This window comes from Streptomyces sp. NPDC050423 (genome assembly GCF_040655445.1).
Taxonomy (GTDB): domain Bacteria; phylum Actinomycetota; class Actinomycetes; order Streptomycetales; family Streptomycetaceae; genus Streptomyces.
Map to the genome: position 1 here is coordinate 87,324 of NZ_JBFAJY010000019.1, position 26,416 is coordinate 113,739.

Below are 26,416 nucleotides of genomic sequence, written 5' to 3' on the forward strand. Positions count from 1 at the left end.
ATCTGATGACTACTCTGGGCACAGCTGCCGAGGTCGAGGGGAACCCTGGTGAAGATCCTGCACGTCGTCACACTGCACACCCCGGACCACGCCTTCGGCGGTCCGACCCGGGTGGCCCTGAACCTCTCCAAGGTCCAGCGCGCCGAGGGGGACGACGCCCGGATCATGGCCCTGGGCGACGGCTTCGACGGCCCGCTGCCGTCCCAGGTGGAGGGGGTGCCCGCCCACCTCTACCAGGCCCGCCATCTGCTGCCGAGGTTCGAGGTCAGCGGGATCACCTCGGGACCGCTGCTGCTGGCCGCGCGCCGGATGATGCGCGGCGCCGACGTCGTCCACGTACATCTGATGCGCGATCTGGTGACGCTGCCCGCCGGGCTGCTGGCGCTGGCCTCCGGCACCCCGCTGGTGGTCCAGACGCACGGCATGGTCGACCCGACCGGGAAGCGGGTGGCGCAGCTGACCGATCTGCTGGGCGTACGGAAGGTCCTGCGCGGCGCGGACGCGGTGCTGCACCTCACCGAGACCGAGCGGATCGATGTGAACGCCGTCGCGGCCCCGGTACCGCTCACCCGGACGGTGCGCCTGGTCAACGGCGTACGGCCGCAGGAGCGCAAGCCGGACCGGGACCCCGCGCGGCCGCCGACGGTGCTCTTCCTCGCCCGGATACAGGAGCGCAAGCGCCCCGAGGACTTCGTCGCCGCGATGCCCGCCGTCCTGGCCGAGCACCCGGACGCCAGGTTCGTGCTGGCGGGCCCCGACACCGGGGCGCTGGCCGGCACGCTCCGGCTGGCCCGCGAGCTCGGCGTGCTGGACTCGCTCGACCACGTCGGACCGCTCGGCCACGAAGAGGTGCTGGCGGCCGGACGGCAGGCCGATGTGTACGTCCTTCCGTCGATCGAGGAACCCCTGGGCGTCTCGGTCCTCGAAGCGATGTCCGTGGGCACCCCCGTGGTCATCACCCGCACCTGCGGCCTCGGGCCCGACGTGGCGCGGACCGGTGCGGGCCGGGTGATCGACAGCCGGCCCGGCGATGACGCGGCCAACGCGCGGAAGGTCGCGCGGGCGGTCCTGGAACTGCTGGAGCCCAAGGCCAACGCCGAGGCGGGGCAGGCCGCCTGGGAGCTGGTCGGGGAGCACTTCACCATCGACGTCGTGACCCGGACGCTCCGGCGGACCTACGAGAACGTGGTCCGCCGCAAGCGCCGGTGACTCAAGGAGCAGGCACCGCACGCGACTTGAGGGCGATCTGCCACCGGTAGAAGCTCATCGCCAGGGCGAAGTCCAGGCCCGCCCGCCCGTCCAGGAAGCCCCGCCGGTACACGTACATGTACACGAAGGACACCAGCGGCTTGAACGGCGCCTTGTGGAACAGCTGCCCCTGGCGGGACTTGACCCGGCGCACCTGCTCCTTGACCTCGGGATGGTGCTCCAGCCACGCCTCCCAGTCCGAGTACCGGTTGTGCCGCTCGAACCAGGCGGTCACCGGGTCGAGATCCTGGTGCTCGATCGGATGGCGCAGGGACCCGGCGCTCTCCGCGACCGGCTGGTAGTGGCCCTCGACCTCGCCGATGCCGGGCGCGTCGAGATCCCCCACCTCCGGGTACCGGCTGCGGGTGCGGTCGGTCAGCGACCGCTTGCGGATGGTGTAGCCGTGCCGCAGCCGCTTGCCGGAGAACCAGTACCCGAGCGGAATGTCGTACGCGGCGGGCTTCTGCGCGTCCGGATCGGCGAAGACCTGCCGCAGCTCGGCCAGCAGCCCGGGGCTCAGCCGCTCGTCCCCGTCGAGCAGCAGGATCCAGTCCAGGTCCGTGCGGACATGGTCCAGGCACCACTGCTTCTTCCGGGGATGCCCGCCGTCCCAGGTGTACATGACGACCTCGGCCCCGCACTCCGCGGCGATCTTCGCGGTGTCGTCCGTACTGTGCGAGTCGACCACCACGACCGCCTCGAAGTGGCCGAGGACCGACTTCACCGCCTCGGCGATGTTGAGCCCCTCGTTCTTCGTGGGGATCGCCACGGCTATCGGCAGCCTGTTCATCCGTTGTCTCCTTCGGGCAGCCAGGCGTAGCAGCCTGTGGAGGTGAAGGCGCGGGCCGCCTCCGGGATCGTGATGCCGCTGCGCTTCCCGTCGCCGGACGAGCCCGACGCCAGAACCTTGCCGTTCGCCCCGGTGATCTCCCAGCCGCAGTTCTTCGTGGGCGCGACATCGCGGTAGCGGCCCGGACGGAGCTGCGCGCCCTTGTACGTGCCGTCGGCGTACGCCCGCGAGGCCCGTTCCACGAGCGCCTTGTGCTGGGTGCACAGATGCGTGACGGCGGGCTTCGCGTCGGCGATCTCGCCGGTGGCCACGGCACCGGTCGCGGTGTCCGGGTCGACCTTGACCAGGTACGTCAGCCGGTCACAGGTCTCCTGCCCGGTCTGGAGGACCGCCGCCGGGTCCATTCCCTTGGGAACCCGGCCGACCAGGTACTTCTTCTGCTTCTTGGTGAACGTGCCGGTGGCCGGGGTGAGTTGGTCGGTCGGGGTCTTCGGCGGCTCGCTGGACTGCGATGCCCGAGGGCCTTCGGAGGCGGAGCCGTCCGGCTCCGCGGGCGCGCCGGCCACCGGCCCGGCCGAGGCGGCGGGACCGGTGGCCGCCGCCTGCCCGGCGTCGTTGCCGGACGACGAGCCGCAGGCGGCCAGCGCCGCCGTCGTGATGACGACGACGGCGCCGGCCAGGAACGGAGATCTCATCCACCCGTCCTCAGGGCGTAGTGGGCACTGACCTGGGCAGCGGTCAGCGCGGTGGGGTACACGGCGGTCTCGTCGATCTGTCCGGCGAAGAAGTCGCTCGTCGGACGGTTCGGCCAGGTCGCCAGGTTGTCCCCGCCCACCCGCCAGTACCCGGTGTAGCTCTCGTTGGTGGTGTACTGCGGGTTCGAGGCGCGGAGCTGTCCGTCGACATAGAGGGCCATGCCGCCGGAACCCTGGGAGGCGACGACATGGTGCCAGGCGCCGTCGTTGTAGGCCCCGGGTGTGCTGACGGTCCGGCCGCCGCCGTTGTGGGTGCCGAAGGTGAGGCGCCCGTTGTTGAGCATGTACACATGCTTGTCGTACTTGCCGCTGGCTTTCATGGTGTTGGTGCCGAAGCCGATGATCTTCCCGCCCCGGGTCGTCGTCGTCTTGATCCAGGTCTCCACGGAGAATTTCGTGGTCTGGGTGTGGCTCCGGTTGCTGTAGGCGTACTGATTGGTCCCGTTGAACCCGATGGCGGTCGAGGGCCCGGACACGGCCGCCGGGGTCTGCCGGTAGGAGGGCGCGTTGCGCAGGAAGCCGTTGTCCAGACCCGCGCTCGTGTCGGCGGCGAAGGTGGACGTGCCCTCGTCGTAGCGCCAGTACAGGCTCGCCCCGTCGGACAGCACCCTGGCCGGGTAGCTCTCGGCCTTCGCCGCCACGGTCGCACTCACGGCGGGGGACTTGGCGCTGGTGTTGGTGCCGTCGCTCGCGGTGATCCGGTACGTGTGCGTCTCACCCGGTGCCACATTCGTGTCGGTCCACCGCAGCTGCGGACGGTCCCAGAACACCGAGTAGCCCGTCGTCGTGTACACGGGTGTGCTCGCGCCGTCCTTGTAGATCCGGTAGGTGAGCTCACCGTCGTCCGTGTCGAAGCTCGTCTGCCAGTTCACGTCGACCTTGCCCGGGGCGACCGTGGAGACGCTGACGTTGGGCACCCAGGGCGCCCCGGTGTCGGGGCCGTCGGCGAAGCGGGTCAGCGCCTGCTGCGGTGAGCTGTTGACGGTGGTGAACTCGCCGCCCACCCACAGGTAGTGATGCCCGCCCTTGTCGGTCTGCGCCATCGTGCGCGGACCGACCGGCTCCCCGATCCCGTCATTGGTGTCCGGGAACCACGGCAGCAGCTTGGGGTCGTCCACGGACTGCGCCAGCAGATGCTTGCGCGGCTGGTCGGGGAACTCACCCATGGAGGCGCAGTCATGGGCGTGACTGCCGCTGTAGAGCACCCCCTTGTGCACCAGGATGGCCTGCGTGGCACCGAGGCAGGTGTCCCGCCACACCTGCTGGAAGGTGCCCAGGTCCAGTGCGATCCGGCCGTCGAAGACACCGCCCCCGGTGCCCTCGTTGGCGGTGTAGAACTTGGTGGCGTCCGAGGTGAGGTCCTGCACCGTCGAGGTGTTCGGGATGAAGCCGGGGTAGCTCTTGTCCACGGCGCCCGTTGTCGCGTTCACCACCGCGAGCGCGTGTGACGTGGTGCCGTTGACGGTGAAGAAGTCGCCGCCGATCACGACGTGCCGCCCATCGGGAGTGACCTCGACGGCCCGGCCGACCTCGTCCGTGTTGGCGGTCCACGGCTTCAGCGCCGCACCCGTGGTGAGCGCGGCGAACTTGTTCCGGGTCTGTCCCGCGACACTGTTGAAGTCACCGCCGAGATAGACCGTGTCGTCGGTGACGGCGATGGCCCGGACGGTGGCGGAGACGGCGGCCTTGAAGTTCGTGCGCGGGGTGCAGGTCGCGGTGTCGATGGCCGCGATGTTGCTCACGCCCACCCCGCTCACCGAACCGAACTGGCCCCCCGCGTAGAGGGTTTTGCCGTCGGGGGAGAGGGCGAGGGACCGCACGGTCGCAGTTCCCGAGGAGAGCGTGAACGACAGGCTGCAGCCGGTCGGCGCACCGGTCGCGGCGTCGAAGGCGGCGAAGTTCACCGCGGGCTGTTCGGATGTCCCGGCCGGTGCGCCCGGCGGGCGAACGGTGGAGAAGGTGCCGCCCGCGTAGACGACCCCGTCGTCCGACGCGGCCATCGACCAGACGATGCCGTTGGTCTGCCAGGTGGAGAGGTCGTCGGCGGTGAGTGAGACCGGCGCGGTGAGCGCCGTGGCCGGGGAGCCCCCGGCAGCGGCGGCGGTCAGGGCCCCGGCGAGCAGGCAGAGCGCGGCGGCCGCGGCTCGTACCCGGCCGCGGCCACGGGATCTGCGCCCCGTACTTTCGTTCATCATTCAGCTCCGAAGGTGAGAACGAGCTGCGGCCGGTGGGCCGCGGTTGCGACCTCGCCCGACCAGATGCGGAGCGAGTCCGTTCCGCCGCTGGTGAGGGCGAGTGAGTAGGCGGAGCCCAGGGCCCCGCCCAGCGCCGGCGCGTCCAGCTCCACCGAGTAGTCGGTGGAGACGTCGGTCGCGCCGGAAATGGTCCCCAGCACCGTCGGGGCGAGCGACGGCCGGGAGTTGTAGGTGACCGACGACTCGGTCCACGCGCCGGTGACCGGCACGAGGGTGTGGCTGTCGGCCGAGCCCGCCGTGGGGTCCGACGAGGTACGGAAGGTGAGCCGGGCGCTCTTGAGTTCCAGCCCCGTCGGGGCGGCGGGCAGCGCGTACCTGAGGTAGCTCAGATAGGCCGTGGTGCCCCGCGAGGCGAGCTGGTTGTCGTTGTACGTGGTGTTCGCGGCGACGCCGTTGACGTACGCGTCCTCGGTCGGCGTCAGCGTGACCGTGGTGTCCCCGGGGCCCTGCGGGGTGTCCGCCAGATCGTGGTGCGCGGCCACCTGCGCCGCGGTCAGCGCCGACGGATAGATCGCCGTCTCGTCGACCTGCCCCGCGAAGTAGGTGCTGGTGGGGCGGTTCGGCCAGCCGTTGGTCATGGCGTCCCCGCCGACCCGCCAGTACCCGTTGTACGAGCGGTTGCCGGCCGTGGTGTTGGAGCCGGCGGACACGCCGTCCACGTACAGCCTCATACCGGACGGTCCCTGGGTGGCCACCGCGTGGTGCCAGGCGTTGTCGTTGTACGAGGCGGCCGAGGTGATGGTCGGGCGGCTGCTGGTGCTGCCGACCTGGACGCCGAAGGCGAGGCGCCCGTTGTCGGTGAGGTAGAGGAGCTTGTCGGAGATCCCGCTGGTGTGCCCCTGCCCGCTGCCGATGTTGTTGCCGAAGCCGACGATCCGGCCGCCCCGGTTCGTGCCGGTGCGGAACCAGGTCTCGATGGAGTACGGGGTCGGTGACGTGTAATGGCGCAGCCGGTCGCTGTGGACGTACTCGTCGGCGCCGTTGAGGGCGAGCGCCGCGGAACCGGCCACGGCGGACGGCGTCGAACGGTACGAGGGGGCGTTCACGTACACGCCGCCGTCCTCGTTGTCCGAGGCGTCGGCGGCGAACGCCCCGCCTGCCTCGTCGTAGCGCCAGTACAGATCCGCCCCGTCGGCCAGCACCCGCTGCGCGTACGGACTCGACGAACCGGCCGCCGTGACCGAGGCGTTGGCGGACAGCGCACTCGTGTTGGTGCCGTCGCTCGCCGTGACCCGGTAGGAGTAGCTCCGGCCCGCCACGACATCGGTGTCGGTGAAGCTGAGCTGGGGTCGGCTGAAGAAGAGCGAGGAACCGGTCGTGGTGTGGACGGGCGTCGAGCCGCCGTCGCGGTACACCCGGTAGGTCAGAAGGCTGTCGTCCAGGTCCAGGCTGGAGCGCCAGCTGACCCGCACCTCACCGGCCCGCGGCGCCGAGAGGCTCACCACGGGTACGGAGGGCGCCCCGGTGTCCGGTGCGGTGGCGAACCGGGTCAGCGCCTGCTGCGCCACCCCGTTGACCGTGGTGAACTCGCCGCCCACCCAGAGGAAGTCACGGCCGCCCCGCGACGAGACGGTCAGGGCGCGCGGCCCCACCGGCTCACCGATGCCGTCATTGGTGTCCGGGAGCCAGCCCAGCATGGCCGGATCGTCGACCGACTGGGCGGTGAGGTGCTTGCGGACCTGGTCGGGGAACCCGCCCATGGTCGAGCAGTCGTGGACGTGGCTGCCCGCGTAGAGCACCCCCCGGTAGACCCGCAGGGCCTGAGTGGCGCCCTGACAGGTGTCCCGCCAGCGCTGGTCGAAGGTGTCGAGCCCCATGGCCAGACGGCCGTCGAAGGAGGCACCGCCGGCACCCTCGCCCCCCGCGTACCAGCCGTTGGACGCGGTGTCGGTGATGATGTCCTTGATCACGGCGGACGACGGGATGAAGTTGCCGGTGTAGGCACGGGTCAGCGCGCCGGAAGCGGCGCTGACCACCGCGAGGGCGTGCGAGTTCGTGCCGCCCACGGTGAAGAAGTCGCCGCCGATCAGCACGTTCCGCCCGTCCGGGGTGACTTTCAGGGTCCTGCCCGGATCGTCGGCGTCCGGGTTCCATGAGGTCACCGCACCGGTGGCCGTGACCGCGCCGAAGAAGCGGCGGGTCCGGCTGTTGAGGCTCTGGAAGTCGCCGCCGGCGTAGACGGTTCCGTCCGCCGCCACGTCCAGCGCCCGCACGGTCGCCCCGAAGTTCGGCGCGAAGCCCGGACGCAGTGTGCAGTCGGCGGTGTTGACGGCCACCAGGCCGTTGGCGCCCGTCCCGTTGACCCCGTTGAAGTAACCGCCCACGTACAGCGTGGACTTGTCGGGCGAGACGGCGAGCGCCCGCACGGTCGCCGTGCCGCTGCTCCGGGTGAAGGAGAGCGAGCAGCCGACGGGTGCGCCGGTGGCGGCGTCGAACGCGGCGAAGTTGACCGCCGAGGTGGTGCCGCTGCCCGCCGGGGAGCCGGCCGGGCGCACGTCGGTGAACGTGCCGCCCGCGTAGACGACGCCGTTCGCCTCGGCGAGCGTCCAGACGATGCCGTTCGTCTGGTAGGTGGCGAGGTCGTCGGCGGTGAAGCCGACGGGCGGGGTCAGCGCGGCGGCCGGGGGAGCGGTGGCCGCGGACGCGGTGAGCGCCCCGGCCGCGAGCGCGAGGACGGCGCCCAACACCCCGCCGCGCGCCCGTCCGAGACGTCCGGGGCGGCTCACCGGTCCACCCGTACCGCGGCCCCGGTGAGCTGGTCGGCCAGCTGCCGGACATCCGCGTCGACCATGATCCGGGCCAGCTCCCGCGACTTCACGGCCGGTTTCCAGCCGAGCAGTTCCGCCGCCTTGGACGCGTCCCCGATCAGCGCGTCGACCTCGCTGGGGCGCTCGTACTTCGCGTCGTGGCGGACGTGCTCGCGCCAGTCCAGGCCCGCGTGCTCGAAGGCGTACTCCAGGAACTGCCGGACGCTGACCCCCTCACCGGTGGCCACCACGTAGTCGTCCGGGGCGTCGCACTGGAGCATCCGCCACATCGCGTCGACGTACTCGGGGGCGTAACCCCAGTCGCGTACCGCGTCCAGGTTCCCCAGATGCAGCCGCGTCTGCAGGCCCGCCTTGATCCGGGCCACCCCGCGAGTGATCTTCCGGGTCACGAAGGTCTCGCCGCGGCGCGGGGACTCGTGGTTGAACAGGATTCCGTTGACCGCGAACATCCCATACGCCTCACGGTAGTTGACCGTCGACCAGTACGAGTAGACCTTCGCCACGCTGTACGGGCTGCGCGGATGGAACGGGGTCCGCTCGTTCTGCGGCGGCGGGCTGGCGCCGAACATCTCCGAGGACGACGCCTGGTAGAGGCGGGTGTCGATGCCGCTGGCGCGCACGGCCTCCAGGAGACGGATCGTGCCGAGCCCGGTGATGTCCCCCGTGTACAGCGGGGCGTCGAAGGAGACCCGGACATGCGACTGGGCGCCGAGGTTGTAGACCTCGTCGGGCCGGATGTCGCGGAGCAGGTTCACCAGGGCGACACCGTCGGCGAGATCGGCGTGATGCAGGACGAAGGAGCGGTCCTCCTCCTCCGGGCCCTGGTAGATGTGGTCGATCCGCTCGGTGTTGAAGCTCGACGAACGGCGGATGAGTCCATGGACCGTGTACCCCTTCTGCAGGAGCAGCTCGGACAGGTACGAACCGTCCTGTCCGGTCACGCCGGTGATGAGCGCGGTCTTCGCCACGTCTCCCCCTTCTCTGGTCGCCCGAGAGGCTGTTGGTCGCCGAAATTTCAGAGTTTGAGCGATCTGCGGTAAAACGTCACCGCGTCATGGAGCTGCTGGCACAATCCGAGCCATGACGACTGATCTCCCCGGCCCTCCCCAGGAATCCGTCCCGTCCCTGCTACGACCCGGCGCCCGTGTGTTCGTCGCCGGTCACCGCGGTCTGGTGGGCTCGGCGGTGGTACGCCGTCTCACCGCCGAAGGCCACGAGGCGGTCACCCGCGGCCGTGACCGCCTGGACCTGTGCGACGCCGCGCGGACCGCGGCTTTTCTGCGGGACGCGCGGCCGGACGCCGTCGTGCTGGCCGCCGCCAAGGTCGGCGGGATCATGGCCAACAGCACCTACCCGGTGCAGTTCCTGGAGGAGAATCTGCGGATCCAGCTGAGCGTGATCGCCGGGGCGCACGCGGCGGGTGTCGAACGGCTGCTCTTTCTCGGTTCGTCCTGCATCTATCCCAAGCGTGCCCCGCAGCCCATCCCCGAGAGCGCCCTGCTGACCGGCCCGCTGGAGCCGACCAACGAGGCGTACGCGCTCGCGAAGATCGCCGGGATCGTGCAGACCCAGTCCTACCGCCGCCAGTACGGCGCCTCGTACATCAGCGCCATGCCCACCAATCTCTACGGACCGGGTGACAACTTCGACCTGGAGACCTCGCACGTCCTGCCCGCGCTGATCCGCCGCTTCCACGAGGCGCAGCGCAGCGGCGCGCCGGCCGTCACGCTCTGGGGCTCCGGAAGCCCCCGGCGTGAATTCCTGCACGTCGACGATCTGGCCGCCGCCTGCGTGCTGCTGCTGGAGCGCTACGACGGCGACGCACCCGTCAACGTCGGCTCCGGCGACGACCTGACGATCCGTGAACTCGCTTCGACCGTAGCTGATGTGACGTCCTATCAGGGGACTGTCGAGTGGGACACGACCAAGCCGGACGGCACCCCGCGCAAGCTGCTGGACGTGTCCCGGCTGGCCTCCCTCGGCTTCGTACCGCGGATCGGGCTGCGTGAGGGAATCGCGGGCACCTACGCGTGGTGGCTCCAGCGGCAGGGTGCCCAGGTCTGACCGGCGGCCGGGGACGGCCTTCCCGGCCGGGTGGGCGGACGCCGTCGCGCCGCCGCCCACCCGGCCCCCTCCCGCTCCTCGCATCCGCTGCCGCCGCTCTCAGTACGCCCCGCGGCCGTCGGTGACGGCGCGCAGCGTACGGGCCATGAGTCCCATGTCCGTGGCCACCGACCAGTTGTCCACGTACCAGAGGTCGAGTGACACGGTCTCCTGCCAGGACAGGTCGGAGCGCCCGCTGACCTGCCACAGGCCGGTCAGCCCCGGTTTGACCGCGAGCCGTCTCAGCTCGCGGTCGTCGTAACGGGACACCTCGTCCGGCAGCGGCGGACGCGGTCCGACCAGGGACATGTCACCCCGTAGGACGTTGAAGAGCTGGGGCAGCTCGTCGAGCGACGAGCGGCGCAGCAGCCGGCCGACGCGGGTGACCCGGGGGTCGCCGCGCATCTTGAACATCGGGCCGTCCATCTCGTTGGACGGGGCGAGCCGCGCCCGGTGCTGTTCGGCGTCCGCGATCATCGTGCGGAACTTCCACATGGTGAACGGCCGGCTGTGCTGCCCGTGGCGGATCTGCCGGTGGAAGACCGGTCCGCAGGAAGTGAGCCGGACCGTCGTCGCGACCAGCAGCAGCAGGGGAGCCAGTGCGAGCAGGCCGAGGGCAGCGCCGGTCCGGTCCACCGCGGCCTTGAGCGCGGGCTGCGGTCCCCTTCGCAGCGGCGGCACGATGTGCAGCAGGGTCAGTCCGGCCGCCGACGCCGGGCGGACCCGGCCCGCCGCGATCTCCGAGAGGTGCGACAGTACGGACAGTTCGAGCCCGCCGTCGTGAAGCCCCCAGGACAGCCGCCGTAGTCGCTCCTCGGTGAGCTCCGGTCCCGGCACCACCAGGGCCAGGTCGGCCTCGTGCGCGAACGCCGAGCCCAGCACCGTCGAGGCGTCGTCGTCGGCGGGTGCGGGCGCGAGCCGCCCAGGTACGGGGGCGTCGCAGCTCAGCGCCGCCGATCCCACGGGTACGGCGGCCACCACGAGGTACCCGTGGTCCGAACGGGAACCGAGCAGCCGCACCGCCCGGTCCACCTCGGCGGCCTCGCCGACGACCAGCACCCGGCGGACCGTCCGCCGCTTCCCCCACCGCGGCAGCTGACGGACCCCGGACACGGCCGTGGTCGCCAGCAGGCCCGGGATCAGTGCCACGACCGCCGCCGCCGGATCGACGGACCCGTCGGCCACGGTCCAGAGCACCGCCAGTACGCCGATGAGCAGTAACCAGTCCCCGGACGCGGTCAGCGCCCCGGCCGGGCGGCCCGCCGCCCGGAGCGAGTACCGGCCGCGCGCCGCCCGCACGGCGGACCACACCAGGGCGGCCGCGGCCGCACAGGCCAGGGCCCCGGGCTCGCCGTCGATGCGCAGGACGAACCAGCCGGGAAGCCCCAGCCCGAGCAGGTCGAGGCAGACGACGACCGGTAGGTACCGGCCGGGTCCGCTCTTCCGGCCGGACCGGGTGGAACGCTCGCGCTGTACGGTCGGGCCCTGCGGCAGCCGGTCGAACTCCTGGCTGCGGGGCCGGTTCGAAGCGGTCCGTGGGCGAGGCGACCCCGCCAGCCCCACGGGTCCTGATCTATCGGATTCGGGTAGCTCGACATGCCCCATGAACCCCCCAGTCACAGTTGCATCTCCACAAACGGGGCGCATCCGCCGATCCTGTGGGACTGACGGATGCGCCCTCGCTCGGTGCACGATATCCACACACGTGCCATTTCGCTGGAGTTCCAGTGAAGTTCAGACATGCGGTGTGAGCCGGAACTCGTCCCGTTCCGTACTGGATCACAGGTTCTGTGCGTGGGTGTTGCTATTTGGCCGGCAGTAGAATCGGTCGGTGTGCGGATATGTACCTCGGTTCCGCCAACTACCTTACGTGGTCGATCGGTTGATCTGCGCTGTCTGCTCGCCGGACGGCTCCGCGGGGCCGTCTGGGAGAATGCGCTGCCGGGAGACTGCACCCGGCCATGAGCGAAAGAGGACGCACGGTGACTCCCGCGGAGAAGAACTGGGCCGGCAATGTCACGTTCGGGGCGAGGCGGCTGTGCGTACCCCGCTCGGAGGCCGAGCTGCGCGAGACGGTGGCCGCCTCCGGCGCGGTGCGCGCCCTGGGTACCCGGCACTCCTTCAACGCCGTTGCCGACACCGCCGGGGACCTCGTGTCGGTGGCCGGCCTGCCCCGCGTGGTCGAGATCGACCCGGCGGCGGGTGCGGTGACGGTGAGCGCGGGTCTGCGCTTCGGCGAGTTCGCCGGCGAGCTGAACGAGAGCGGCTTCGCCCTGCACAACCTGGGTTCGCTCCCGCACATCTCGGTGGCCGGCGCCTGCGCGACCGGGACCCATGGTTCGGGTGTCGGGAACCGGTCGCTCGCGGGGGCCGTCCGGGCGCTGGACATGGTCACGGCGGACGGCGGGACCGTCTCGCTGCGGCGCGGCGACGCGGACTTCCCCGGAGCGGTCGTCTCCATGGGGGCGCTGGGTGTGGTGACCCGGCTGACGCTCGACGTGGTCCCGGCCTTCGACGTCCAGCAATGGGTTTACGAGGACCTTCCCGAGGCCCGGCTGACCGGCTCTTTCGACGAGGTGCTGTCGGCCGCGTACAGCGTCAGCGTCTTCACCGACTGGCGCCCCGGGCCGATCGGCCAGGTCTGGCTCAAGCAGCGGGTGGGGAGCGAGGGCGTCCGGCAGGCGCCCGGCGAGTGGCTGGGCGCGCGGCTCGCCGACGGTCCGCGCCATCCGATCGCCGGGGTGCCGGCCGGTAACTGCACCCGGCAGCAGGGCGCCGCCGGAGCCTGGCACCGGAGGCTGCCGCACTTCCGGCTGGAGTTCACCCCCAGCAACGGGGACGAGCTGCAGTCGGAGTACTTCGTGGCACGGCAGGACGCCGCGGCTGCCTACGAGGCGGTGAGCAGGCTCCGGGACCGGATCGCCCCGCTGCTGCAGATCTCCGAGATCCGTACCGTCGCCGGTGACGACCTGTGGCTGAGCCCCGCCTCCGGCAGGGACTCGGTGGCCTTCCACTTCACCTGGATACCCGACACCGCGGCGGTGGCGCCGGTCCTCCGGGAGATCGAGGAGGCGCTGGCGCCGTTCGGCGCGCGGCCGCACTGGGGCAAGGTGTTCACCACCGCCCCCGACGTCCTGCGCACGCTGTACGGGGAGTATGCGGACTTCGAGAAGCTGATGGCTCGGTACGACCCGGCCGGCACCTTCCGCAACGCCTTCCTGGACCGGCACTTCCCGGGGTGACCCCGGCCGGAGGTCAGCGGCCCTCGCGCTCGTCCCTCGCCCGGGACGGCCAGGCGGCCGCCGACCTGCCCGGCGCGAGGTGGTCCACCACATCGGCCAGCTCCTCGCAGGCGCGTTCGATCCGGCGGCGGACGTTCTGCTGCTCCGCGACGACGGCGGCCAGCAGCAGCGAGGTCAGTGCCACGGCCCCGTTGAGTACCGTGAGGTTGATCATCACCTCGACCATGCCGTGGCCGGCGAACGGACCCACCTGCTCCGTCCCCGCGACCACCGCCAGGACCGACACCAGCAGGGCGCACGGCGCGCTGCCCGCCAGCTGGAACCGCAGCGCCGCCCAGATGAGGATCGGGAACACCAGGTAGAGCATCGACAGCGGACCGCGGGTGGCGAGCAGCGAACCCGCCACCGCGACGACCAGCAGCGCACTGGCCTCGACCCACCGGTCGGTCACCCGGGGCATCCGCAACGTGCGCAGCACGACGAGCACCAGTGGAGTGACCACGAGTACTCCCATCGCGTCCCCTGCCCACCACGCCACCCAGACCGTACCGAAACCACTCGCGGGCAGTTTGCCGTCGACCGCCAGCATGGCGCTGCCCACGGTCGCGCTGACGGCCATCCCGGCCAGCGCACCCAGGAAGACCAGCATGACCCCGTCGCGCAGCCGGTCCAGCTCCGCGCGGAAGCCGACCATGCGCAGTATCAGGCAGGCGCAGACGGGTGCGAGAGTGTTGCCCGCCACGAGGGCGGCCGTCGACGGCGTCACCTCGCCGCTGAGCGTGGCGATGACGACCAGCGAGCCGATGGCGATCCCGGGCCAGATGCGCAGGCCCAGGATCAGCAGGCATCCCAGGGCGATCCCGGTCGGCGGCCAGAGCGGTGTGACCACCGCGCCGTGCACGGTCACCTGCCTCAGAAGTCCCAGGCCCCCGGCCACGTAGTAGGCGGCGGCCACTGCCAGGATGCGCAGGAGTGCCACCGCCCTGCGCCGGTACTCCTCGCTGCGGATCACGGTTCTCATCAGACACCGGCCCCGGCGGGAGGTGGCTGCGTGACACGCACCGGCCTGGATCGCGGTGTCATCCAGGGGCTGCGGGAAACGCGTCGTGACGCAGGACGAGCACCGCGGAGTCGTCCTCGTGCCCGGTACGCTCAGCCGCTCCGAGGATGGCGTCGGCCAGCTCGTCCGCGTCGTCGCAGACCCGGGAGCGCACCAGGCGGACCACCGCGTCCAGCCCCTCGTCGATCGAGTAGGACGGCCCCTCGATCACTCCGTCGGTGAGCAGTACGAAGGCCCCGGCCGTCGTGAGGCGCCGGGTGGTGACCGGGTACTCCTCACCGGTCTGGATCCCGAGCGGCAGACCGCCCTCGTCCTCGGTGGTGCCCGACTGTCCGTCCGCCGTGGCCCACACTGCGGCGACGTGACCCGCTCGGGCGCTCTGCAGCTCCCGGGTGAGCGGGTCTATCCGGACGAAGGTGCAGGTGGCGAGCAGACCGGAGTCCACGGACAGCAGCAGGTCATTCGTCCGCCGCACCACTTCGCCCGGATCGGACGCGGTGACGGCCAGGGCGCGCATCGCGATCCGGATCTGGCCCATGAAGGCAGCCGCCTCGACGTCGTGTCCCTGTACGTCCCCGATGGCGAACGCGAGTGAACCGTCCGGGAGCCGGAAACCGTCGTACCAGTCGCCCCCGATGTCCAGACCGCTGCGCGCGGGTGTGTAGCGGGCGGCGGTCTGCAGACCCGGCAGATCGGGCAGGGAGGAGGGGAGCATCTCCCGCTGAAGGGCCTCGGCGAGCTCCACCCGCGCCTGGTGCAGCTCCACCTCGCGACGCGCCCGGGAGGTGAGGTGCTGGAGCGTGGTCAGCAGTTCCTCGGCACTGGCCGACCGGGGAGGACGACGCCGGTTCATGGGCCGCTCCCCAGTGCGTGTGGTGGCGAGCCGCACCACAGGGTCGGTCGTGGCGGGACGATCCGGGAGGTCAATGCTTCCGATCCGGTACGTGCCGCGTGCCGGCTGGTCCGGACGCGGCTTCCCTCATCCTATTTCGGTGCGGTGATCCGCGCAGTCCGAGCCGTCCCCGGCGGCCGGAACGCGCGTGGCGTCCCGGTTGGGTGGATGCTGGGAGCGAGCCCGTGTGGCGGCGTCGCATGGCGGCCGGCGCGGGCCGGGAGGTGTGCGATGAACCGGACGTTGGAGTGGACGGTCCACGTTGATCTGTCCGCGGAGAACGGTGCGACCAAGGCGGAGGCGGTGCTCGACACCGGCACGGCGAAACTCACCGGCCACGGGGTCGCCCGCTGTAGTCCACAGGACCCGGACGTGCCCACCATCGGTGACGAACTCGCGGCGAGCCGTGCGATGCGCGATGTGGCGGCCCAGCTGATGAGCGTGGCCGACCGCGAACTCGGAGAGGCCGGCGCGGGGCCCGCGGACGGGCCGCTGCCACCGCCGTACGCCTGGTCGGACGCGACGGCCTGAGCCTGCCGCACGGCGGCCGTGTCACGGGCCGTGCCCGCCGGAGGGGCCGTAGCGTGACCGGGGAGGAATCCGGTTCACGCGAACGAGAGACCCCCGGGTGGCGGCATGTGCTGGAGCGCGAACGCCGATCTGGTCGCCGGCACCGCCGTCGCGGTGATCGGTGCGGCCTGTGTCCTCAGGACGCACCGGGCCCGGGACCTGCCGCTCGCCGCGCTCCCGCTGCTGCTGGGTGCCCACCAGATCATCGAGTCCGCGGTGTGGCGCGCCGACGGCGGCACCGGCCCGGCGACCGTGGCCTGGGCCGTCATCGCGCTGCCGCTGCTGGCGCTGTGGGTGCCGGTGGGCGTCCTGTGCGCGGCGCCGCCGAACGCCCGGCGCCGGCTGCTGGTGCCGCTGGTGGCCGGCGCCGTGACGTCCGCCGCTCTCGGGTACGGCCTGGCCGTCCGGCCCGTGACCGCGCACATCAGGGGGCACACCCTCGGCTATGTGCTCGACCTGCCGAGTCCAGGGCTGTTCGCCGCGGGCTACCTCCTGGCCACCGTCGGATCGCTGCTGCTGTCCGGCGACCGGTGGCTGCGGTGTCTCGGGGCGCTGGCCGCGATCGGGGCCGTGGTCTGCGCCGCCCTGTGGCGGCTGGAGTTCGTCTCGACCTGGTGCGCGTTCGCCGCCGTGTGCTCGGTGGTCCTGCTCGGCTGGTCCGGGAGGCGCCCCGCCGAGGCGGCCGAACCGGCCGCGCCATGAAGGGCGGGGGACACGTCCGCGCCTCGGACGCCCGCAACGGTCCGGACCTCGATCCACCGTTCTCCCCGCCACCCGGCCACTCGCTTCGCCCGGTGTTCGAGGGAACCTCCGTGCGCCCATTCCCGGGGTAACGGAATGGACGTTCGGGTCCGGCGGCGTGGTGGCTGTTACAGACTCCGGGCCCGGATCCGAGGGGCCTTCATGTCCCGTTCCGCACGGCGGATCACCGCCACCGTTCTCGCTTCCGGCGCACTTCTGGCCGCCGCCGCTCTGCCGGCGACCGCGGACGGCCGCGGCCACGACCACGCTAGGGGCCACGGCAAGCCGGCCCCGCGCTCGGCCGTCGTCCTGGGCCGCCGCTGACCGCTGACGGCCGCCCCCTGAACCCGGGGCCGCCACCAGCCTTCTGACCGCGGCGCACCACGGCCCACCCGGCCGCGGTGCGCCGCACCCGCGTCAACACCCCTGCGAGCCGGTGCGCTTGGCGGCTTCCGGCCCGTCAGGATTCGTTGTCGGGGGCCGGGATCTCCTGTTCGGTCCACAGGGCCTTGCCGTCGGCGCCGTACCGGGTGCCCCAGTGCGTGGCGAGCTGCGACACGATGAACAGGCCGCGGCCGCCCTCGTCCACCGTGCGCGCATGGCGCAGGTGGGGCGCCACCGGGCTGGTGTCGTGGACCTCGCAGGTGAGGGTGCGGTCCAGCAGGAGACGCAGGTGCAGCGGCGGGGTTCCGTAGCGGACCGCGTTGGTGATCAGCTCGCTCACGATCAGTTCGGTCGCCTCGATCGTCTCCTCGTCGAGGTTCCACCCCTCGAGCCGGTCCCGCACGAGCGTACGGGCGATGGCCGGCGTGGCCCGGTCGTGGGCCAGTTCCCAGGTCGCGACCCGTTCGGGCGGAACCACACCGGTCCTGGCGAGGAGCAGCGCGGCACCGTCGGGATGGGCGTCGGCGGGCAGGCTGTAGACGATGGCGTCGCACAACTCCCGCAGGCGGCGGTCCGGATAGGCGAGCGCGTCCTGCACCCTGGCCACGGACCCGGCGTCCGGCAGCAGCGAACCGGTGAGGAAGGCCAGCACACTGCCTTCGTCGAGCTCGATCGTCGCCGTGGCGAAAGGGGCGCTGTCCGCGGAGAAGAGCGGCGGGCCCTCCGGTACGTCGAGGACGACCGGACTGCCGTCGGGAGCGACGACGACCGGCGCCGGATGCCCCGCCCGTGCCACGGTGCAGGTCCGGGCGAACGGGTCGTAGACCGCGTACATGCAGGTCGCGGTCAGGGGCTGACGGTGCAGCGAGTCGCCGGGCGGCAGCGACCTGCGCTCCTGCGCCAGCCGGTCGGCCGTCGTGTTGAGCCGGGCCAGCACCTCGTCCGGCTCCAGATCGAGGCCGGCCAGCGCATGGATGACCGTGCGCAGCTGCCCCATGGTGATGGCCGTCTGCAGCCCGTGCCCCTCGACATTGCCGATGATCAGCGCGGTACGCGCACCGGACAGCCCGATGGTGTCGAACCAGCAGCCGCTGTTGCGCCCCGGAAGCAGCACATGCGCGGTCTCGACGGCGATCCGGGCACCGTCGTGCTGGGGGAGCAGCCGGCGCTGGACGGTCGAGGCGATCGCGTGGTCGCGTTCGTAGCGCCGCGCGTTCTCGATGCTCAGCGCGGCATGGGCGGCAGCCGTCAGGGCGAGGGCGAGGTCGTCCTCGTCGTACGGCTCGACGCCTCGGAACCGGTAGAGACTCACCAGTCCGAGCACGGCGCCGTAAAGTTTCAGCGGGACCACGATCAGGGAGTGGGCCCCGGACACCTCGATCATCCGCGCGCTGTCCGGATCCGCGGCCAGCCACGGGGTGTCCGGGCCGAGATCGGACAGCCGGGGGCGCAGATCCGTGACGGCGAGCGCGAACGGCGTACGGCCGGGCAGCCGCCGCATGTCCCCGGCCATGCTGTCACCGCCGGGCCCCCGCTGCGCCGCGCGGCGCAGCGGTACATCGGGTCCCAGCGGACCGGGCGGAGGGGACGAACCACGCAGAACCTCGTCCACCACCTCGACCGAGGCGAAGCCGGCGAACCGCGGCACCAGCGCCGCGACCAGGCCCTCGCAGGTCGCCGCCACATCGAGGGAGTGGCCGACCTCCCTGCGCACGGCCGTCAGACAGTCCGCCCGTGCGCGCGCCTTCTCCCGGTCGTTGACGTCGATGACCGCCGCCAGCACCCCGAGGGGCCGCCCCTCGGGGTCGTCCAGCCGGTGGAGGGTGACCCGCAGGCTGTGGCTGGGGCCGGGCGCGCGGGCCGGCCGCCCCCGGATGACCCGGTCGAGCACGGGCGTGCCGCTCTCCAGCACCTGGTGCAGCAGCCGTTCCGCCTCGTCCGGATCGTCGAGCCGGTACGCCTCGGTGAAGTGCAGTCCCACGAGCTGCTCGGCGTCGACCGCGTCGGACAGGGTGTTGACGCGCTCGACCCGCAGCTCCGTGTCCAGGACGTGCAGGCCCACCGCGGACTGGTCGAACAGGGCGTCCAGGAGCGCCGCCGCCATGACATCGCCCGTGGTCGTCCCTGGGACCGCTCCACCGGCGTCCGACACGTCGCACCCCCATCGGGCTCCGCCGCCCCAGCGAATCGGCAGCTTTCGGGACAGCCTGCGCACCTGCCGTCCCGCCCGCCACCGTGCAGGGGCCGAACGGGTGAAGCCACCGTCACGCGCACCGCCGCGATCCGGCCGCGGACGGACGGCAACCTTTCCGGGTCCGGCGGCCACTGACGTTACGAAACCCGCCCCCATCCCGGAAGGTATCCACCGTGGCTCCCGAGCACCCCCGATCCCCCCGCAGACGCCGCACCACCCGGACCAGCACGCTGCTCGGCGCGGTGACGGCCGGTCTGCTGGCCACCGCCGGGCTGGCCGTCTCGGGCCAGACCTCGCAGGCCGCGACCGTCCGCCAGGCAGAGGCGCTGGACCGCGGCGTCGTCAGCGTCCACACCGGCGCCGGCAATCTGATCAGCTGGCGCTGGCTCGCCACCGACACCGACGACATCTCCTTCAACGTCTACCGGGCCGGTACCAAGGTCAACGCCTCACCGGTCACCGGTTCGACGAACTACTTCCACACGGGGGCGCCCAACTCCGCGGACTACACCGTGCGCGCGGTCGTCGGCGGGGTCGAGCAGAGCGACTCCGTGCACGCGATCCAGTTCCGCGCCGGCTACAAGGACGTGCCGATCAGCCCGCCCGCCGGCGGCACGACCCCCGACGGGGTCGCCTACACCTACGAGGCCAACGACGTGTCCGTCGGAGATCTCGACGGCGACGGCGCACTCGACTTCGTACTGAAGTGGCAGCCCACGAATGCCAAGGACAACTCGCAGTCCGGCTACACGGGCAACACGATCGTCGACGGGATCAAGCTCGACGGCACCCGGCTGTGGCGCGTCGACCTCGGCCGCAACATCCGCTCGGGGGCGCACTACACGCAGTTCCAGGTGTACGACTACGACGGCGACGGCTCGGCCGAGGTGGCGGTGAAGACCGCCGACGGCACCGTCGACGGAGACGGCAGGGCGATCGGCAGCACCTCCGCCGACTACCGGAACTCCTCCGGCTACATCCTGTCCGGACCCGAGTACCTGACCATGTTCAACGGCCGGACGGGTGCGGCCATGGGCACGGTCGACTACGTTCCGGCACGCGGCACCGTGTCCTCGTGGGGCGACAACTACGGCAACCGGGTCGACCGCTTCCTCGCCGGCACCGCCTACCTCGACGGTGCGCGCCCGTCACTGATCATGGCCCGCGGCTACTACACCCGCAGCGTCATCGCCGCCTGGGACTGGCGGGACGGGGCCTTCACCCGGCGCTGGACCTTCGACACCAACAGCTCGACCAACTCAGGCAGGGGATACGACGGCCAGGGCAACCACCAGCTCTCGGTGGCCGACGTCGACGCCGACGGCAAGGACGAGATCGTCTACGGGGCCATGGCCGTCGACGACAACGGCAACGCCCTGTGGACCACGAAGAACGGCCACGGCGACGCCATGCACGTCGGCGACCTGGACCCGTCCCGTCCCGGGCTGGAGGAGTTCAAGGTCGACGAGGACAGCTCGAAGCCCTCGTCGTGGATGGCGGACGCGAGGACCGGCCAGATCCTCTGGTCGACGCCCGCGAACGGCGACAACGGACGCGGTGTCAGCGACGACATCTGGCCGGGCAGCGCCGGCGCCGAGTCCTGGTCGGCCGCGGCGGACGGGCTGCGCGATCCGAAGGGCGCCGTCGTCGCGAGCCGCAAGCCCTCCAGCTCCAACTTCCTGGCCTGGTGGGACGGCGACACCACCCGGGAACTCCTGGACGGCACCCACATCGACAAGTACGGCACCTCCTCGGACACCCGGCTGCTGACCGCCGCATCGGTGCGCTCCAACAACGGCACCAAGGCCACCCCCGCGATCTCGGGTGACCTGTTCGGTGACTGGCGCGAGGAAGTGGTCTGGCCGACCACCGACAACACCGCGCTGCGGATCTACTCCACGCCGTACGAGACCGGCACGAAGATCACCACACTGCTCCACGACACCACCTACCGCACGGCTCTGGCCTGGCAGAACACCGCGTACAACCAGCCGCCGCACCCGAGCTTCCACATCGGCGCGGGGATGGCGACGGCGCCGCGGCCGAAGGTGTCGACTCCCTGACACGGCACAAGGCCGCTTCCCCGGCGGATCGACGCCAGGGAAACGGCCCTTGCGCCCGTACCGCGTCAGGCGTCCAGGGCCGCCGAGACGACGGCTTTGGCCTCCTCCTGGACGCGGCCCAGGTGCTCGGCACCGAGGAAGGACTCGGCGTAGATCTTGTAGACGTCCTCGGTGCCCGAGGGCCGGGCGGCGAACCAGGCGTTCTCCGTCGTCACCTTGATACCGCCGATCGCCTCCCCGTTGCCCGGCGCCGAGGTGAGCACGGCCGTGACCGGTTCACCGGCGAGGGTGTCGGCGCTGACCTGTTCGGGGGAGAGCCGCGCCAGCACCGCCTTCTGCTCGCGGTCCGCCGGGGCGTCGATCCTGGCGTACGCCGGCTCACCGAACCGCGAGGTCAGCGCGGCGTAGCGCTCGGACGGCGAATCGCCCGTCACCGCGAGGATCTCGGAGGCGAGCAGCGCGAGAAGGATGCCGTCCTTGTCCGTCGTCCACACCGATCCGTCCCGGCGCAGGAAGGAGGCCCCGGCCGACTCCTCGCCGCCGAAGCCGAGCGACCCGTCGGCCAGGCCGTCCACGAACCACTTGAACCCGACCGGCACCTCGACCAGTTCCCGGCCGATATCGGCGGCGACCCGGTCGATCATTCCGGACGACACCAGCGTCTTGCCGACGCCCGCCCCGGTGGGCCACCGGTCCCGGTGCGTGTACAGGTAGTCGATGGCGACGGCGAGGTAGTGGTTCGGGTTCATCAGGCCCGCGTCGGGGGTGACGATGCCGTGCCGGTCCGCGTCGGCGTCGTTGCCGGTGGCGATGTCGTAGCGGTCGCGCTGCCCGATCAGCGAGGCCATCGCGTACGGCGACGAGCAGTCCATCCGGATCCTGCCGTCCCAGTCCAGCGTCATGAACCGCCAGGTGGGGTCGGTGAGCGGATTGACCACGGTCAGGTCGAGCCGGTGCTGTTCGGCGATGCGGCCCCAGTACGCGACCGACGCCCCGCCCAGCGGGTCGGCGCCGATCCGTACGCCGGCCTCGCGCACGGCGTCGAGGTCGAGCACGGACGGAAGGTCCGCCACGTAGCTTCCCAGGAAGTCGTACGTTCCGGTCGACGCCGCCGCCAGCGCGCGGACGCGGGTCATCCGGCGCACGTCCTTGAGACCGCCTGCGATGATCTCGTTGGCCCGCTCCTGGATCCAGCCGGTCGCCCCGGACCCGGCCGGACCGCCGTTCGGCGGGTTGTACTTGAACCCGCCGTCACCGGGCGGGTTGTGGGACGGGGTGACCACCACACCGTCGGCGAGATGCGACGTACGGCCGCGGTTGTACGTGAGGACGGCGTGCGAGACCGCGGGCGTCGGGGTGTAGCCGTCGGCCGGGTCGATGAGCACGGCCACGTCGTTCGCCGCGAACACTTCGAGGGCGGTGACCCGCGCGGGCTCCGACAGCGCGTGGGTGTCGGCCCCGAGGAAGAGCGGCCCGTCCGTGCCCTGCCGGGCCCGGTACTCGCTGATGGCCTGGCTCGTCGCGGCGATGTGGTCCTCGTTGAACGCGGTGGCCGTCGACGACCCCCGGTGCCCCGAGGTGCCGAACGCCACCCGCTGCCCGGCCTCGGCCGGATCCGGGTGCAGCGTGTAGTACGCCGTCACCAGCCGTGCCACATCGGTCAGGTCCTCGGGGCGCGCGTGCTGTCCGGCTCGTGTGTGCGGCATCTGCCACTCCTCCGTATCGGTCGGTCGGTGCGATCTGCCCGCCGGGTCATTTTCGCCGGTCGCCGTCGTGGGAGGGCGGCCGCCCCGCCGTACGCACGGCCACCGCCGCCGCGTATCCGGCGGGGACCGCGACATCGGTGACGGTCCAGCCCGGCGGACCGGGCCGCGGACGGGGGCCGGTGCCCATGTTGTCGTGCGAGAGGCCGCCGGCCAGGCCGATCCCCTTGCCCTTCAGGTACGCCTCCTTGCGGGTCCAGGCCCGGAGGAAGGCGGCCGGCCGCTGTTCCTCGGGCAGCTCCGCCAGTTCCCGGCGTTCCGCCGGATGGAGCTGGTCCCCGATCTCCGACACGGTCCGGGCCCTGGGAGTGCGCTCCACGTCCACCCCCACCGGCTCGTCCGCGAACGCCAGCAGGGCGACGCCCCGGGTGTGCGAGAGGGAGAAGTGCACACCCCCACCGGTCGCGGGACGGCCGTGCGGCCCGCCGCAGGACGGGCACGGTTCCCGCGTCAGCCGCACGGCGTCGGGAGCGATGCCCAGCCGGGCCCCCAGCAGCATTCGCAGCGCCACGTGCGAGGCGACGAAGCAGAGGCGGTCGGCCTCGACGACCAGACTCCCGGCCCGCCCGAGCTCCTGCGCGTCGAGGATCCCCGGGGCGAGCCGCTGCGCCCGCTCGCCCTCCTGCTGCGCGTCCACGATCCACAGCGCGGGGCCGCCGGGGGCCCAGGAGGGCGGCGGGCCCCGGTAGCCGGTCTCGGTGAGTGCGAACTCGTCGGGCTGGTACACCGTTACGTCTTCCCTCGGCCGGGGCGGGTGCCGTGAGCGGTCGTCAACGGCGGAGCGGTCGCCCATATTCTATGGAGATCCGGGCCGGTGCAGACGTACGTTCGACCACGGGTGGCCAGGTCACCGTGCCGAATGAGGTACGGCGGGCCTTTCGGCCACCGCCCTTTCGAACAGGAGACACCGGATGCCATCGGACAACCACCCGCAACTCGGCACCGTACGGCTGCGGGACGCCCGAGCCGACGACGCCGGCTCCCTCACCCGGCTCCTTCTCGCTTCCCGGGCCGTCGCCATGCCGTACCTGCCCAGAGTGCACAGCGACGAGGCCACGCTCGGCTGGATGACCCACGTCGTGCTGCCCGACACGGATGTCTGGGTGGCCGAACTCCACGAGGAGGGCGGTGCGGCGGAGATCGTCGGCTTCGTCTCGCTCGACGGCGATGAGCTCGAACAGCTCTACCTCAGCCCCGGTGCACGACGCCGGGGCATCGGGACCCGGCTGCTGGCGAAGGCCAAGGAGCACAGCCCCGAGGGGCTCGCCCTCTACGCCTTCCAGCGCAACACCGACGCGCGGGCCTTCTACGAGCGTCACGGTTTCACCGCCGTCGAGTTCAACGACGGCAGCCGCAACGAGGAGGGGGAGCCGGACGTCAGATACCGCTGGACCGCGGCCGGGTGAGGCGCGGCGAACGCCTGTGGGACGGCGCTGACGGCGCGGGCCCATTCCGCGACGGCGGCGACCTCGCGGCGGCGGGCGAGGAGGTCGTTCGCGAGAGTGTGGTGCGGCGCGGGGCCTGGGTCGGCGCAGGCGTCGGGCGCAAGGCATTGGGCGTCGGGGTGCTCGCGGGGCGAAGTCCCGGGTGGGCTACGACGCTTGCGGCGCATCGGCCGAGGTGCCCTGGTCCGTCGCGCGGCCGAGCGTGCGGTCGAAGACGGTCAGCAGCAGGTAGAGCACGCCCGCGCCGAGCATGATCCAGACGAGGTGGTGCATGCCGCCGGTGTCCGCGCGCTGCCCGAAGGAGGCGGCCGCGGTGGAGGAGGCGACCATCGAGCCGACGTAGGCGAAGGTGCGCAGCAGGCCGGCCGAGGAGGCGGTGCGCTCGGGATCGGCCTGGAAGTAGACCGAGTTCTGCAGGGCCAGGCTGTTCAGCCCCTGCGGGATGCCGAATATCAGGGCGACGAGGACCAGCATCCACACGGGGCTGTCCCCGGTGAGCGTCAGCATCACCGCACAGGCGGCGATCTGGCCGAGCCCGCCGACGATCAGTTTGCCTCGCACACCCTTGCGCCGCCCCGTGACGACCGAGACACCGATGGCCACCAGGAACATGGGGATCTGTACCAGCCCGGCGTGGAAGGGCGAGAGCCCGAAGCCCTCCTCCGTCCACTGGGTGAACCCGTAGAGGAAGGCGTAGGCGACGATGTACGCGACCAGCGCGCGCCCGTAGGTGGCCAGCAGCGGCGTGTTGCCGCCCAGCACCCGCAGGTTGATGAACGGGGTGGCGGCCCGTAGCTCCCGTGCCGCGAACGCGGCGCTCGCGGCGGCGGTGATCACCAGCAGGTACCAGTCGCGCAGATGCGGGTTCATCAGGAACAGCAGCAGGGAGATGAGCATCGCGGCGAACAGCGCCATCCCGGGCAGGTCGAGCTGGGCGGCGAGGCGCCCACGCCGCGGGGACTCCCCGGTGCCGGCCTCCTTGGGGAGCCGGAGCAGCCCGAGCAGTACGGCCACGGCGGCGAGCGGCACATTCAGCGCGAAGGTGCTGCGCCGGCCGCCCAGACCGATCAGCAGGCCGCCCAGCAGCGGGCCGAGCACCGCGATGGTCTGGTTGGCGACGGCCAGGGCGGTCAGCACCCCACCGGGACTGTCCTGCCCGGTGCGCTTGGCCTCGCTGCGCACCAGCGCCATCGCGGCGGGATACCCGGCGCAGGTGCCGAACCCGAGCAGGACGCGAGAGGCGATCAGCACCCCCAGGTTCGGCGCCAGGGTGCCGACGACACCGGCGACCCCGACCAGGCTCGTGCTGACGAGGAAGAGCCTGCGCGCCCGAAGATGTCGATGAGCCGGCCCGTGACGGGCTGCCCGAGAGCAGTGGCCAGGTAGAGGGCCGAGACCAGCCACGCGGTCCGGGAGGGCGGCGCGCCCAGCGCCTCGCCGATGGGTATGAGTGTGACGGCGATGACCGTCGAGTTGATCGGGTTCAGGACCGAGCCCAGCGTCATCGCCGGCAGCAGCCGCCGGTCGAAGCCCGCCGTCGCCGTCCCGCCCCGACCCGCTGTTGTGCGGTCAGTCATGAGTGAGGCGTTCCAGTACGGCCGTGGTGGCGATCACGGCCCGCCGTTCCTCCTCCGTGCACTTCTCCTGGAACTCGCCGGCGAGCCATTCCTGCCGGGCCTGTCGCCCCTCCGCCACCCGTTGGCGCCCCTGCGCGGTCAGCGAGATCAGCAGGCGGCGCCCGTCAGCGGGGTCCGGCCGCCGTTCCACGAGCCCCAGGGCGGTCAGCGATGCGACCGTCGCCGTCATCGACTGATGGCGCACACCCTCGGCCGAGGCGAGCTGACTGGCCGTGACGCCGGGCTCGCCCGACAGACGCGTCAGCACGGATTCCTGCCCGAAGGTGATGTCCTCGGCCTCGGCGGCGTTCAGGATGCGGCGCCTCCCTCGGCCCCGTCTCCCCGTCCGAGCTGGGGCCTTTCAGCGCCTTTCGCTTTTACGCAAATCTTTTGCGTAAATTGCAGACCGTTTGCGATCGTGCCGATGAGCCATCTATTGCCTTATTTGTTACGGCAGTTGAGGCGGGGCGGGGGAGTCCGCTTGCGTTTCGGGTTCTGCCGCGACAGTGGACTCACCGTCAATTCTC

The 26,416-nt window shown here is 71.7% G+C and carries 19 protein-coding genes and 2 pseudogenes; 8 read left to right on the forward strand and 13 right to left on the reverse strand.

The window, feature by feature from the left end; all coding sequences use genetic code 11:
• Positions 1-48 precede the first annotated feature (48 nt).
• A complete protein-coding gene (locus tag AB0I52_RS16640) occupies positions 49-1,209 on the forward strand; it encodes a glycosyltransferase (RefSeq protein WP_363073119.1) in 1,161 nt (386 codons plus the stop codon).
• Between the two features lies 1 nt (position 1,210).
• Here AB0I52_RS16640 and AB0I52_RS16645 read toward each other — a convergent pair whose 3' ends face one another.
• From AB0I52_RS16645 to gmd, 5 genes are read right to left on the reverse strand one after another with little or no spacing between them, the layout of a single operon-like run.
• Positions 1,211-2,038 (reverse strand): glycosyltransferase family 2 protein, encoded by an 828-nt coding sequence (locus AB0I52_RS16645; protein WP_363073121.1) that lies wholly within the window; start codon positions 2,036-2,038, stop codon positions 1,211-1,213.
• Complete coding sequence (locus tag AB0I52_RS16650) at positions 2,035-2,733, reverse strand: hypothetical protein (RefSeq protein WP_363073123.1); 699 nt, start codon at positions 2,731-2,733, stop codon at positions 2,035-2,037. Before AB0I52_RS16650 ends, AB0I52_RS16645 begins: the two co-directional genes overlap by 4 nt.
• Positions 2,730-4,985, reverse strand: coding sequence for a LamG domain-containing protein (locus AB0I52_RS16655; protein WP_363073125.1), 2,256 nt, complete (start codon positions 4,983-4,985; stop codon positions 2,730-2,732). Before AB0I52_RS16655 ends, AB0I52_RS16650 begins: the two co-directional genes overlap by 4 nt.
• Positions 4,985-7,774 (reverse strand): LamG-like jellyroll fold domain-containing protein, encoded by a 2,790-nt coding sequence (locus AB0I52_RS16660; RefSeq protein WP_363073127.1) that lies wholly within the window; start codon positions 7,772-7,774, stop codon positions 4,985-4,987. Before AB0I52_RS16660 ends, AB0I52_RS16655 begins: the two co-directional genes overlap by 1 nt.
• Complete coding sequence (gmd, locus tag AB0I52_RS16665) at positions 7,771-8,784, reverse strand: GDP-mannose 4,6-dehydratase (protein ID WP_363073129.1); 1,014 nt, start codon at positions 8,782-8,784, stop codon at positions 7,771-7,773. The genes AB0I52_RS16660 and gmd overlap by 4 nt, the downstream gene beginning before the upstream one ends.
• A gap of 112 nt (positions 8,785-8,896) precedes the next feature.
• Between gmd and AB0I52_RS16670 the strand changes: the two genes are divergently transcribed.
• Positions 8,897-9,880: a GDP-L-fucose synthase gene (locus AB0I52_RS16670; protein WP_363073131.1), complete on the forward strand. Its 984-nt coding sequence runs from the start codon at positions 8,897-8,899 to the stop codon at positions 9,878-9,880.
• A gap of 99 nt (positions 9,881-9,979) precedes the next feature.
• Here AB0I52_RS16670 and AB0I52_RS16675 read toward each other — a convergent pair whose 3' ends face one another.
• The gene (locus AB0I52_RS16675; protein WP_363073133.1) at positions 9,980-11,482 is read right to left on the reverse strand and encodes an exopolysaccharide biosynthesis polyprenyl glycosylphosphotransferase; all 1,503 of its coding nucleotides are present in this window, start codon (positions 11,480-11,482) and stop codon (positions 9,980-9,982) included.
• Between the two features lie 398 nt (positions 11,483-11,880).
• Here AB0I52_RS16675 and AB0I52_RS16680 point away from each other — a divergent pair, with 398 nt between their 5' ends.
• Positions 11,881-13,161, forward strand: a complete 1,281-nt coding sequence (locus AB0I52_RS16680; RefSeq protein WP_363073135.1) for an FAD-binding protein — start codon at positions 11,881-11,883, stop codon at positions 13,159-13,161.
• Between the two features lie 13 nt (positions 13,162-13,174).
• On the opposite strand, the gene AB0I52_RS16685 is transcribed toward AB0I52_RS16680, so the two are convergent.
• Together AB0I52_RS16685 and AB0I52_RS16690 are read right to left on the reverse strand one after the other, a co-directional pair.
• Positions 13,175-14,173, reverse strand: coding sequence for an MASE1 domain-containing protein (locus AB0I52_RS16685; RefSeq protein ID WP_363073181.1), 999 nt, complete (start codon positions 14,171-14,173; stop codon positions 13,175-13,177).
• A gap of 67 nt (positions 14,174-14,240) precedes the next feature.
• Positions 14,241-15,074, reverse strand: a complete 834-nt coding sequence (locus AB0I52_RS16690; protein WP_363073137.1) for a PP2C family protein-serine/threonine phosphatase — start codon at positions 15,072-15,074, stop codon at positions 14,241-14,243.
• Positions 15,075-15,344: 270 nt separating this feature from the next.
• On the opposite strand from AB0I52_RS16690, the gene AB0I52_RS16695 reads away from it, so the two are divergent.
• The 3 genes from AB0I52_RS16695 to AB0I52_RS16705 all read left to right on the forward strand — a co-directional run bounded on the left by AB0I52_RS16695 (position 15,345) and on the right by AB0I52_RS16705 (position 16,748).
• Positions 15,345-15,644, forward strand: a complete 300-nt coding sequence (locus AB0I52_RS16695; RefSeq protein ID WP_363073139.1) for a DUF1876 domain-containing protein — start codon at positions 15,345-15,347, stop codon at positions 15,642-15,644.
• Positions 15,645-15,749: 105 nt separating this feature from the next.
• Complete coding sequence (locus tag AB0I52_RS16700) at positions 15,750-16,385, forward strand: DUF6629 family protein (RefSeq protein ID WP_363073141.1); 636 nt, start codon at positions 15,750-15,752, stop codon at positions 16,383-16,385.
• Positions 16,386-16,586: 201 nt separating this feature from the next.
• On the forward strand, positions 16,587-16,748 hold the full coding sequence (locus AB0I52_RS16705; RefSeq protein ID WP_363073143.1) for a hypothetical protein: 162 nt from the start codon (positions 16,587-16,589) through the stop codon (positions 16,746-16,748).
• A 136-nt stretch (positions 16,749-16,884) separates the two neighbouring features.
• Here AB0I52_RS16705 and AB0I52_RS16710 read toward each other — a convergent pair whose 3' ends face one another.
• Positions 16,885-18,912 carry a SpoIIE family protein phosphatase gene (locus tag AB0I52_RS16710; protein ID WP_363073183.1) on the reverse strand — a complete coding sequence of 676 codons (2,028 nt, stop codon included), beginning with the start codon at positions 18,910-18,912 and terminating at the stop codon, positions 16,885-16,887.
• Positions 18,913-19,175: 263 nt separating this feature from the next.
• Between AB0I52_RS16710 and AB0I52_RS16715 the strand changes: the two genes are divergently transcribed.
• Positions 19,176-21,065, forward strand: coding sequence for a rhamnogalacturonan lyase (locus AB0I52_RS16715; protein WP_363073145.1), 1,890 nt, complete (start codon positions 19,176-19,178; stop codon positions 21,063-21,065).
• Positions 21,066-21,130: 65 nt separating this feature from the next.
• On the opposite strand, the gene pgm is transcribed toward AB0I52_RS16715, so the two are convergent.
• The gene (gene pgm, locus AB0I52_RS16720) at positions 21,131-22,771 is read right to left on the reverse strand and encodes a phosphoglucomutase (alpha-D-glucose-1,6-bisphosphate-dependent) (RefSeq protein ID WP_363073147.1); all 1,641 of its coding nucleotides are present in this window, start codon (positions 22,769-22,771) and stop codon (positions 21,131-21,133) included.
• Positions 22,772-22,817: 46 nt separating this feature from the next.
• On the reverse strand, positions 22,818-23,555 hold the full coding sequence (locus AB0I52_RS16725) for a 4'-phosphopantetheinyl transferase superfamily protein (RefSeq protein ID WP_363073149.1): 738 nt from the start codon (positions 23,553-23,555) through the stop codon (positions 22,818-22,820).
• A 184-nt stretch (positions 23,556-23,739) separates the two neighbouring features.
• On the opposite strand from AB0I52_RS16725, the gene AB0I52_RS16730 reads away from it, so the two are divergent.
• Entirely contained in the window at positions 23,740-24,234 is a 495-nt protein-coding gene (locus AB0I52_RS16730; protein WP_363073151.1) for a GNAT family N-acetyltransferase, read from the forward strand.
• Between the two features lie 186 nt (positions 24,235-24,420).
• On the opposite strand, the pseudogene AB0I52_RS16735 reads toward AB0I52_RS16730, so the two are convergent.
• Together AB0I52_RS16735 and AB0I52_RS16740 are read right to left on the reverse strand one after the other, a co-directional pair.
• Positions 24,421-25,850, reverse strand: a pseudogene (locus AB0I52_RS16735) (MFS transporter).
• Positions 25,843-26,214: pseudogene (locus AB0I52_RS16740) on the reverse strand (MarR family transcriptional regulator); the annotation flags it as partial. The pseudogenes AB0I52_RS16735 and AB0I52_RS16740, both read right to left, overlap by 8 nt.
• Between the last annotated feature and the right edge of the window lie 202 nt (positions 26,215-26,416).